Annotated in this window: 9 protein-coding genes; 5 read left to right on the plus strand and 4 right to left on the minus strand. The window is 70.3% G+C overall.

Annotated features, from left to right (window positions below):
• Positions 1 to 50: 50 nt before the first annotated feature.
• Positions 51 to 1,154: a prenyltransferase gene (locus OG617_RS33585; protein ID WP_405097121.1), complete on the minus strand. Its 1,104-nt coding sequence runs from the start codon at positions 1,152 to 1,154 to the stop codon at positions 51 to 53.
• 448 nt (positions 1,155 to 1,602) lie between these two features.
• Between OG617_RS33585 and OG617_RS33590 the strand changes: the two genes are divergently transcribed.
• A complete protein-coding gene (locus tag OG617_RS33590) occupies positions 1,603 to 2,976 on the plus strand; it encodes a sugar porter family MFS transporter (protein ID WP_405097123.1) in 1,374 nt (457 codons plus the stop codon).
• A 69-nt stretch (positions 2,977 to 3,045) separates the two neighbouring features.
• Positions 3,046 to 4,026: a DUF2804 domain-containing protein gene (locus OG617_RS33595; RefSeq protein ID WP_405097125.1), complete on the plus strand. Its 981-nt coding sequence runs from the start codon at positions 3,046 to 3,048 to the stop codon at positions 4,024 to 4,026.
• On the opposite strand, the gene OG617_RS33600 is transcribed toward OG617_RS33595, so the two are convergent.
• A complete protein-coding gene (locus tag OG617_RS33600) occupies positions 4,011 to 5,804 on the minus strand; it encodes a glycoside hydrolase family 2 protein (protein WP_405097127.1) in 1,794 nt (597 codons plus the stop codon). The genes OG617_RS33595 and OG617_RS33600 overlap by 16 nt on opposite strands.
• The gene (locus OG617_RS33605; protein ID WP_405104044.1) at positions 5,801 to 7,168 is read right to left on the minus strand and encodes an MFS transporter; all 1,368 of its coding nucleotides are present in this window, start codon (positions 7,166 to 7,168) and stop codon (positions 5,801 to 5,803) included. The genes OG617_RS33600 and OG617_RS33605 overlap by 4 nt, the downstream gene beginning before the upstream one ends.
• Positions 7,169 to 7,489: 321 nt before the next feature.
• Here OG617_RS33605 and OG617_RS33610 point away from each other — a divergent pair, with 321 nt between their 5' ends.
• Positions 7,490 to 8,500, plus strand: coding sequence for a LysR family transcriptional regulator (locus OG617_RS33610; RefSeq protein WP_405097129.1), 1,011 nt, complete (start codon positions 7,490 to 7,492; stop codon positions 8,498 to 8,500).
• Here the strand turns inward: OG617_RS33610 and OG617_RS33615 are convergent.
• Complete coding sequence (locus OG617_RS33615; protein WP_405097131.1) at positions 8,497 to 9,753, minus strand: M64 family metallopeptidase; 1,257 nt, start codon at positions 9,751 to 9,753, stop codon at positions 8,497 to 8,499. The two genes, OG617_RS33610 and OG617_RS33615, sit on opposite strands and share 4 nt — an antisense overlap.
• A gap of 200 nt (positions 9,754 to 9,953) precedes the next feature.
• Between OG617_RS33615 and OG617_RS33620 the strand changes: the two genes are divergently transcribed.
• Together OG617_RS33620 and OG617_RS33625 are read left to right on the plus strand one after the other, a co-directional pair.
• Complete coding sequence (locus OG617_RS33620) at positions 9,954 to 10,571, plus strand: hypothetical protein (RefSeq protein ID WP_405097133.1); 618 nt, start codon at positions 9,954 to 9,956, stop codon at positions 10,569 to 10,571.
• Positions 10,550 to 10,792 carry a hypothetical protein gene (locus tag OG617_RS33625; protein ID WP_405097135.1) on the plus strand — a complete coding sequence of 81 codons (243 nt, stop codon included), beginning with the start codon at positions 10,550 to 10,552 and terminating at the stop codon, positions 10,790 to 10,792. Before OG617_RS33620 ends, OG617_RS33625 begins: the two co-directional genes overlap by 22 nt.
• Positions 10,793 to 10,902: the final 110 nt, after the last annotated feature.

Genomic DNA, 10,902 nt, shown 5'->3' on the forward strand with positions numbered 1-10,902 from the left:
GGGCTGGCCAGCAACAGCCCTCCACCGTTTTCCGCTCCGGCCAGGGCGTCTCAGGCCCGGGACTGTCCCTGCCCGGCGGGTCGGCGCGCCAACCACAGGCGGTGGGCGAACAGCACCCCGTAGCCGGCGAGGACCACGCCGAGCACCGCCAGCGCACCGGTGTCGGCGGAGCGGCGCGCCGCATCCAGGATCACGCCGAGCATCGCCGCCGCGACGATCAGGGACACGTGGTTCGAGGCCCAGAACACCACCGGCGTCATGCGCCGGGGGTCGAGGTCACCCATCGCGCCGCCACGGAGCTGCCTGACGAGCCAGACCGACAGCGGCGCGGTGGCGGCCATCGCGGCCCAGACCAGCCACGGCAACCAGCCGAGCAGCGCGAGGACAGTGAGCATCGCGTACGCGACCAGCTGCGCGCCGACGATCAGGTGCACCGCCGGCTGGTAGCCGATGATCACAGGCAGCGTGCGCTTGCCGACCATCGCATCCGACCGGCGGTCACCCAGGTTCATCACCATCATCCGTACCACCTGCAGCACCGCGGTGGGCGCCAGGACGGCCAGCAGCAGCATCGGTACGGCACCGGCCTGGAGCACTACCGCGACGGCGGGCCACAGGCCGTTGAGGATCGCGGCGACCGTCATCTCTCCCGCGCCCCGATAGTTCAGCCGCAACGGCGGCGCGGTGTAGAACCAGGCCAGCACCACGGCCGCGGTGGCGAGCACGCGCGCCTGCCAGGACGGCATGACAGCCACCATCAGCGTCGAAGCGCTGAACAGTACGAACCCGGCGCCGAGCGACACCATGGGTGCGACCGACCCGTCCACGAGCGCCCGGCTGCCGCCCGTCCACGGGGTGAAGTAGACGTTCGCCCGGTCGGCCTCCAGGTCGAAGTACTCGTTGCAGTAGTGGGTCATGACGTGGACCGTCCACGCGAACAGTTGCGCCACGACGTACCACGTGAGATCCAGCGGGTAGCCCTGGTGTACCGACACCGCCACGGCGAGGCCCACCGGCAGGAGGTTGTACAGCAGGAAGCGCAGTCGGGCCAGTCGGAGGAAGCCCCTCCAGGGAGTTCCATCCCGCCCCGCGGTGGGCCCGGCGGCAGCTTGGCGAGGTCCTGGGATCACTTGAGATTCCCGCATCGCGGCCATGGTCAACGCCTCCCCGTAGTCAGACAGTGGCAGCAACCTATATCTCAGGGAACGGCGACGGAAACGATCTGTCGGAAAAGAAACTCCCTGCCCCCTTCGGTGGACACGTCCATTTCGTCTACGACTGCGGGGCCGCCCGTGGGCGCCCCACCCTCGGGCGGCGGACGCGAATCAGCGAAGCCGAGCCGATGAACCGCCACAAAGCGACTGTTAACCACTTTTTTCGAGGCGTTGCCGGACCGGTGCAAGAAGCCGTGGCGGTCGCTGTGCCACGCACCCGGGAGAACGCGCGATCCGAAGACCCCGCCGCCCCTCTTTGCCTATGATTTGCTGCAAATGGTGCCTTAAGGGCAGATTTCGGCGACTCGGCGGTTGCGGGAGAGGTGCTGTGACGGCGGACAGAAGCGCAGCCGATCGAGGGAGGCCACCCAGGCGCTACCTCGTGGCGGTGGTTTCGATCGTCGTCCTCTCCGGCGCGTTCTTCGGCTACGACCAGGGGGTCATCAGCGGAGCGCTCCGCGAGATCCGCCGGACGTTCGACGCGGACACCTTCGCGGTGGAGGCGGCGGCGAGCTGGGTGACCCTTGGCGCGCTGGTGGGGGCTCTGGTGGGCGGACACCTCGCGGACCGGATAGGGCGGCGGGGGTCGCTGTGGGTCGCCGCCGGCACATTCGTCACAGCCGCGATCGTCCAGGCGGTGGCGCCCACGATCGGCGTGCTGTTCGGCGCGCGGCTGGTCCTCGGGCTGGGCATCGGGGTGGCGTCGGTCGCGGGCCCGATGTTCGCGGCCGAGGCCGCGCCGGAGCGTATCCGCGGTGCTCTGCTTGCGGTCTACCAGCTCTCCATCACATTCGCGATCTTCATCGGCTATCTCGCCGACGAGATCTTCACCCGGGCCGGGTCGTGGCGCTACCTGCTGGGCACTGCCGCCCTGCTCGGAGTGGCCCTCACGCTGATCACCGTCGTGATACCGGATTCCGCCGTCTGGTACCTCAAACGGGGCGATCGGCACCGCGCCGAACAGTCGCTGAGCCGGACGGTGCCACAGGCGAAGGTACAGACCAGGCTGCAGGACATCCAGAAAAGCCTGCACGGCAGGAGGGCGGGCTGGCGGGAGATCCTCTCCCCGAGGTGGCGGCGCCCCCTCGCGCTGGGGGTCGGACTGGCGTTGTTCCAGCAGACGACCGGCATCAACGGCATCATCTACTACGCGGACTCGATCTTCTCGGCGGCGGGCTTCCGCACGCCTGAGGCGCAGTTGTCCGCCACCACCTGGGCGATCGGAGCCGTCGACACGGTCTTCACCCTGGTCGCGGTGGCCTTTCTGGACCGGGTCGGCCGGCGACCGCTGTTGCTGGTGGGACTGTTGGGCATGGCCGCCGCGCTCGTCGTGGTGAGCCTCAGCTTCCTGAAGCTGGGATCGGGAACACAGGGGAACGGAACGGCGGGCCCCTCCGACGCGGGGATCTTCCTCCTGGTCGGCGTGATCCTCTTCGTCGCCTTCTACGCCATGTCGATCGGCCCGACCGCCTGGACCGTCATCAACGAGATCTACCCCGGGCCGATCCGCGGTCGGTGCGTGGCCATCGCAACCGCGACCCACTGGGGCACCGAGTACCTGATCACCCAGTTCTTCCTGAGCCTACTCGGGGTGCTCGGCAGAGCCGGCGTGTTCGCGCTCTTCGCCGGGCTCTGCGTCCTCGGCTTCCTGTTCATCTGGCGGTACCTGCCCGAGACGAAGGGCAAGACGCTCGAGCAGATCCAGGACATGTGGCAGACCGACCGCCCCGCACGACCGCACCGGCCGGCACGACGGGTGTGAGCCGGTGGACAGCGGGCCCCGCGACGTCATCGCCGACGCGGTCCCGCCCGACCGGATACCCTCGCCGTCGTGACGCACGAGAAGGAGATCACCGAGCCGACCGACCTGTGCCTTCCCGGCGGACGGCTCCAGCCCGCCGCGGTGGGCTGGAGCCGCCACCCCGTGCACCGGGCGAACCTGCGCGGCTGGGGCCGCAACAAGCGCTGGGAGTACTGGGGCATCGTCACCCCGACCCACATCATCGGCCTGGTCGCCTCGTCGCTGGACTACGCGGGCGTGCACGGCCTCTACGTGCTCGACCGGGCGACGAAGGTCGAGATCGACAGGGGTGCGGTGGTCCCCTTCGCCCGGGGCACGGTCTTCCCGCCGGTCAGCGGGGCAGGCGCCGTGCGCGCCCGCGGCGGCGGGCTCTCGATCGACATCGACCAGACGGCGTCGGAGACCACGATCCGCGCCAGCGCCCCCGGTCTGGAGGTCGATCTCGTGGTGCCGCTGCCGGCGGGTCACGAGTCGCTCGGTGTGGTGGTGCCCTGGAGCACCCGCCGGTTCCAGTACACCGTCAAGGACGTCGGCCGCCCGGTTCGCGGCACCCTGCGGGTGAACGGGGTGGACCATCCGGTCGCCGAGGCGGACTCCTTCGCCGTCCTCGACCACGGTCGCGGCAGGTGGCCGTACTCGATCCGCTGGAACTGGGCCGCCGGCAGCGGCCCGGGTCGGGCGATCCAGCTCGGTGGTAAGTGGACCGACGGCACCGGCTCGACCGAGAACGGCCTCTTCGTCGACGGCCGGCTGCACAAGATCGGCGACGAGCTGCGCTGGGAGTACGACCGCGCCGACTGGCTGCGGCCGTGGCGGATCAGCGGTGAACGGGCGGCGGTGGAGTTCCACCCGTTCCACGAGAAGATCGCCCGGACCAACTTCGGCGTGCTCGCCAACGAGACGCACCAGTGCTTCGGGCACTTCACCGGCTGGGCGGCGACCGACGACGGCGAGCGGGTCGACCTGGACGGCCTGGTCGGCTGGGCCGAGGAGGCTCAGAACCGCTGGTGACGCAGCCGGTCGTTGACCTGCCGGACCACCTCCTCGGGAAGCTTGAGCACCCGCCGGTCGTAGCTGAACAGGCCGTTCAGTTCGTCCTCCACGTCGGACAGCTGGGTGTAGACGGTGGCCGCGAGACCGGCCGGGATCGCTGGCACGATCTGCTCCTCGTGCAGCCGGGTGAACGCCCCGGCCAGCTCGGCGCCGGTGCGGTAGCGCTTGTACCCGAACTCGGCCGGCCCGAAGGTGTGCCCGTCGACGCGCAGGTGGTAACCGCCGTACTCGGAGAGCACCAGGGCCCGGCGGTCACGGACCGCTCCCCCGCCCGGCGCGGCGTCGCGTCGTGGTCGACGCCGCGACGCGCGGAAACGGCGGAAGTAGACGTGCAGGCTGCGCAGGTCGCCGCCGCCCTGATCGTGCCAGCCGCTGGCGTGGTCGACGGTGCGGGTCGGGTCGAGGGCGGTCACCTCCCGGGCGACCTCGGCGGCGTCGAACTGCCCCCACCCCTCGTTGAACGGCACCCAGACGGCGATGCTCACCACGTTGCGCAGGTGCTCGACGGTCTCGCGCACCTCGGCGCGGAACTCGTCGCGCCCGGCCGCGTCGGCGCGGCCGAACCAGCGCCGCCACCGGCCCCGGTCGGGCAGCCGCAGCGGTGTCAGCACCGGCGCGGTGATCACCAGCGGGCGGTACGGGCCGCCGCCGTTGACCATGTCCTGCCAGACCAGGATGCCGAGCCGGTCGCAGTGGTAGTACCAGCGCAGCGACTCGATCTTGATGTGTTTGCGCAGCATGGTGAAGCCGAGCCGCTTCATCGCGGCGATGTCGGCGACCATCGCCGCGTCCGACGGAGCGGTGTAGAGGCCGTCCGGCCAATAGCCCTGGTCGAGCACCCCGGCGTGGAAGTACGGCTCCCCGTTGAGCAGCAGCCGCGGCACCCCGTCCGCGTCCGGCCCGACACCGAAGGAGCGCATGCCCACGTAGCCGCTGACCCGGTCGTCGCCGTAGCCGACGGTCACGTCGTACAGGAACGGGTCCTCGGGTGTCCAGGGGCGCACCTCGGGCAGCGGCAGGCGCACGGCGGTCCCGGCGGCGGCACTCGCCTCGGCGACCACGACGCCGCCGGCCAGGATCCGGATCTCCGCGTCACCCACGGCCGCGCTGGCGTGCACGGTCACCTCGACACAGCCCTGGGCCAGGTGGGGCGTGAGGGTGAGCCGCTCGACGTGGGCCTCGGGGACGCACTCGGCCCAGACGGTCTGCCAGATCCCGGACTGGGCGGTGTACCAGATGCCGCCCCGGCGTAGCTTCTGCTTGCCGCGCGCGTGGTAGCTCGTGTCGCTGTCGTCGCGCACCGCGACGACCAGCACGTTCTCGCCGTCGCGCAGCGCGTCGGTGACGTCGCAGCGCACCGGCAGGTAGCCGCCGGTGCGCCCGCCGACGGGCACCCCGTTGAGCAGGACGGAGCAGGTCTGGTCCACCGCGCCGAAGTGCAGCAGCACCCGGTGGCCGGGTCGGTGGAAGCCGTCGGGCAGCCGCAGCGTGCGGCGGTACCAGAGGGTCTGGCCGGGCAGCAACTGCCGCCCCACCCCGGACAGCGGCGCCTCCGGGGAAAAGGGCACCAGGATCTCACCGTCGTAGCGCGCCGGCTCCCGGGCGTCGTCGGTGATCGCGTACGCCCACCGGCCGTTGAGGTTGAGATAGCTGTCCCGGACCAGCTGCGGGCGCGGGTACTCGGGCAGCACCTGGTCGGGGTCGAGCGCCTCGCCCCACTCGGTCGTCAGCGTCACGCGTCTTCCCTCCCGATCCGGTGGCGGCGCAGTGCCAGCACCGGCACGACGATGAGCGTCAGCACGGCCAGCGCCATCAGGAAGATGCCCGGCGTCGGCACCTGCCTGACCACCCCCAGGTCCTGGTACGTCTCGTCGGCGTTGCTGATCACCGCCGCACCCAGGTACGGGCCGACCAGCATCGGGATCAGGATGGCGAAGACCATCCGCAGCCCCTGTACGTGACCGGCCCGCTCCGGCGGTGAGTAGTCCCGCACCAGCGCGCCCAGCGGCGCCAGCACCAGCATGAAGCCGGACATCATCACGATCCCGGCGCCGATCACCGGCAGCGTGCCCCGGGCCAGGAACATCAGCAGCAGGCCGGCGCCGTAGACGGCCGCTGCCGGCAGCACGAACCGGACCTTGCCGACCCGGTCGATCACCCGGCCGGCGAGCACGCTGACCACCGACGCCGTCACCAGCACTGCGGCGAGCACCACGGCGTACCCCTCGACCTTCAGGTAGCGCTGCAGGTAGATGACCAGGTACGGCAGGAAGACCTGCGTCGAGATGCCCCAGACCGACCAGGCGGTCAGGGCCAGGTAGAGGCCCGGGTTGGCGCGCATCGCGGACGGCCGCAGGCCGTGGACCACCGAGCGGAGGTAGCCGGCGTCGTTGCGTACCAGGGTGGGGCTGTCCTCGACCAGGAACCAGGCGGCGACGCCGGCCACGGCCATCACCGCCCCGATGATCAGGAAGAAGGTGCGCCAGTCACCGGCGCGGGCCAGCCCGTCGAAGCCACCGAAGATCACCAGCATGGCGAGCAGCGGCATGATCGCCAGCACCGCCTCGACCCGGCCACGGTTGGCCGGCCGGGTCACGTCGGTCACCCATGCCTGGAACGCCGCGTCGTTGGCGCCCGAGCCGAGGAACGACATCAGGCAGTCCAGCATGATCACCGCGATCACGGTGAGCAGAACGACGTTCGCCACCGGCGCGATGTCACCCGTCGCGCCCACGGTGAGGAAGCCGAACGCGGCGGTGCAGACGCCCCAGAGCAGGTAGCCGCCCGCGACGAACGCCCGGCGCCGCCCGAGGCGGTCGGAGAGCGCGCCCAGCAGCAGGGTGGCGAGCGTCGCGGTGACGGCGCTGGCGGCGACCATCGTGGCGATCACGTTCGGGTCGTCGGTGACCGTGTCGTAGACGAAGAGATTCAGATAGATGTTCTCGACCGTCCACGCCATCTGGCCCACCAGGCCGAGCAGCACCACCACGACCCAGGTACCCGACCGCAGCCGCGCGGAATCATCGGTGGGCGCGTGATTGGCGCTGCGGTCGCCGGCGCTCGGCGGGGCCGGGGGCGGCACCTGGTGCGGGACGGACATGGCGACCTCCTCGGTGGTCGGCACATGATGAACCACGCTCACCTTCTGCGAGAACTCGCCCCGGAGGCGGCTCCGCCGCTGCTGGACCTGACCGGCGGGCGCGGCGGAGACGCTGGTCGAGGCGTACGCGCCGGGCGACGAGTTGCCCGCGTACCAGGCGCAGGCGCGCGGGGCCGCCGCGCTGTTCCGCCCGGCCGCAGCCGGCTCGCCCTCCACCGCCCAAGCATGAACCACCGGATACCTCACCCCTGCGGCATACCGCCGCGTTGATCGATGTCCTGCAGCTTCCAGAAGTCCAGCCGCTGTCATAGCCTCTGGGTGATGGATCTGGAGCTCAGGCACCTGCGCACGCTGTGCGTGATCGCCGACGCCGGCAGCGTCACGAAGGCGGCCACGATCCTTGGGGTGTCCCAGCCGGCGTTGACCGCCCAGCTCCAACGGGTGGAGCGTGAACTCGGCGGGCGGGTGTTCGTCCGGGACCGCAGCGGGATGAGCCCGACACCGCTGGGCCAGTACATCCTCACCAGGGCTCACGGAATACTACTGGCGATGGAGGAGCTGCGCCGCAGTGCGGCCCGCCAGCTACCCTCCGAAAAGACGATCATCCGAGTGGGTGGAATTGCCGGCCCGGTGTCCGTCGGTCTCGCCGACCGGCTCAGTGACGAACTGCCCAACGCCGAGGTCCGGTTGCAGACCGAGTACTCTCCCCGGCTGCTGTGGGACCTGATGCTGGCCGATCGGCTCGACGCCGCGGCCATCGTCGACTATCCCGGCTTCTCGCTGCGGATGCCCGCCACGCTCATGGCCGAAACGATCGCGGTGGAGCCGGTGTTCGTGGCAATGTGCGAACAACACCGGCTGGCCGATCGGGATGAGATCGAATTGGCGGATCTCGCCGACGAACCGTGGGCGCTGACCCCGCCCGACGGCGCCGGCTGGCCGGATTGTTTTCTCACCGCCTGCGAGCAGGCCGGGTTCACTCCTCGGGTGCTGCACACCGTGTCCGACGCGGGCCCGATCCGCGAGATGGTGGCCACGCGGCGGGCCGTCTCACCGTGCCAGGCCGTATTCGCGGCCGGAGACGGGGTGCTGGTCAAACCGCTGGCCGGCGATCCGATCCAGATGCGGCACCTGCTGGCCTGCCGCCGGGACGGCCCGCTGGCGGCGGCCTTCGACCTGCTGTTGCGGCTGGCCCGCGAGGCGTACTGGGCCTACGCCGCGCGCCGCCCGCAGTACCAGGCGTGGCTACGCGGGCAGGACTCCGCTGGTCGGCAGCAAGCGATGACAGTCGTGGAAGCAGCCGGTACGGGCGGCGGGTGGAGAGCGCACTAGCCACCGCTCACCCGCCAGGAGTGGCGCTGCGTCAGGTATTGCGCCCGGTACTCGGTGCTGCGCACCCACGAGGTCTGGTCGGACACCTCGACGCTCACGCTGCCCGCACCGGGCGGGCCATCGGCGAGGCTGACCGAGGTGCGCCCGCGCCACGCCGGGACCTCGCTGCCGTCGACGAACCACCGGATCTGCAACGGCACCGCCAGCACCTCGATCGCGAGTGTGCCGCCGCGCGCCACGGCGGCTCCGGACGGGACGGCCGCGTCGATCGGACGGGTCGTCGCGTAGAAGGACTGGATCATCTTCTCCCGGCTGACCACGTTGAACTCCCGCCGCAACGCCTTCATCAGCGAGTTCTGGCTGGGTCGGTAGATGCCGAACTGGGTGTAGTAGCCGCCCTCGTAGGCGTCGATCACGCCGCCGTCGGGTGTGTCCGCGCCCAGCCAGTACCACCACTTCTTGCGCGGGTGCAGCAGCTGGTCGGCGTTCTTCTTGGAGATGTTGGCCTCGGCCGGTTCCGGCCCCCGGTAACGGCTGCCGTCGTCGGGAAAGGCGTAGTAGTCATACTCGTCGGCGAGGTCGCCGATGGAGTGCCCGAGCTCGTGCGGCAGGATCTCCGCAGCCAGCGGGTGTCCGCCGGCGAAGGTCGCCACCTCCTCCTCGGTGTAGCCGGCCCCGCCGTACATCCCGCTGTTGGCCAGCACCGCCACCTGGTCGGCGTCGGGTGCGAAGCCCGCGTAGTGCTTGACCTGCTCGATGTCGGCGCACAGCAGCCGCTGCAACCCGTCACACCAGTAACTCGCCGCCAGAGGAGTATCGCGGCTCACGTCAGCGGTCGGGTCGCCGCTGACTCCGGACACCGGCGAGACCAGGTCCACCCGCCAGACGTTGAACAAGGTGCGGTAACTGCGAAACGGCTCGCGATTGGCCAACAGCTCCCAGGTCCGGCTCGCCTGCGCGGCGTAGGTGCCGAGCTCGGGCTGGGTGTATCCGTCACCGACAAAGACGATGTCGAGGCGGTTCCCGCTCGGGCCGTGCACCTCCACCGGAGTCACCGTGACGGATGCGGCGGAGGCCCGCGCGGCGGACCGGGCGGTGGGTTGTGCCCCCGACGGCACATCGACCCGAGAGATGGTCCCGTCCGGCGCGAACATCTCGTGTGGGACACCCCCGGTCGGCGACGCCGCGTAGGCCGGCTCGCCGGCCGGAATCGCCGCCGACCAGGTCGCGACCAGCCCAGCAGCCAAGGCCACCGCAAGCGACACAGTTCTACGTACAGGCAACATGAGCGCCTCGACAATCGGCAGAGACGGGGGTGTGTGCCGATATCCTGCGCAATCCGTTGTCCAGCCGCCATAGCTCGCCGTGGCGCAGGTGCCGGCGGCCAACCCCCGCACCAGCGAAATGCCAGGTCAACGGCCAGCCATAACAGAGTAGCTATGCAAGTTGAGATATGACGCGATTCTTCACCTCCGTCCACGATCGGCCGACCACCACCGACCAGCACTGGTTCGCCGGTCCGCACACGCCCGGTCCCTACACCACCGGTGACGACGTCTACGACGTTGTCGACCGCTACGGACTGAGCACCACAACGGCAGTGAGCTTCTGCATGACCTGTCGCCAGGGCAACGGTCTGGTCGTGCGTCCCGTCGACGCCTCGGCCAACCGGGGCGACCGGCAGATGCACGTCGGGTCGGCCGACCGGGAGATGCGGCTGTCCAAGGACGGCGTGGACATCACCCCGGCCCAACTCGGGATCATCCGGGTGTTCCCGCTGTCGGACGGGCCGGGGAAGTACCGCCTCACCTCGCAGGATGCCAACAACTCCTCGGCGTGGACGTTCACCTCGGCGCCACCGACGAAGGCCGCGATTCCACCGGGTCACACCTGCCTGCCCGAAGGCTTCAGCCCGGGGCACTGCCGACCGGAGCCACTGGTGTACGCCAGCTACGACCTCGGTGCCACCATCGACCTGAAGAACACCGTGTCGGCCCGGGGCAGGCACACTTCCGCGTCAACGCGTTCCACGAGCGGTCCGGCGAGGCGATGCCGGCGATCGCCGGACTGAAGCTGTGGAAGAGCACCAACGGGGGAAAGACCTGGGAAGCCGTGAACGTCAAGCGGGACCGGGCCGGCAGCTACCTCGCCACCACCTCCTACGGCCACGCCACCGGCAAGAAGGTAAGCCTGAAGGTCGAAGCCTGGGACACCGCGGGTAACCGCCTCGAGCAGACCACCCTGGGGGCGTTCACGCTCCGCACCACCAACCACCGCAACCTGACCAGGTAACCGACAACCGAAGGCGCAGGGGCGGGACTCGGACGAGTCCCGCCCCTGCGGCATGGCCGGAACTGCACGGGTAAGGGCCGACGCGGGCTCCCCCGTTCAGCAGGTCAGCC

It is taken from the genome of Micromonospora sp. NBC_01412 (assembly GCF_045040215.1).
Lineage (GTDB): Bacteria > Actinomycetota > Actinomycetes > Mycobacteriales > Micromonosporaceae > Micromonospora > Micromonospora rubida.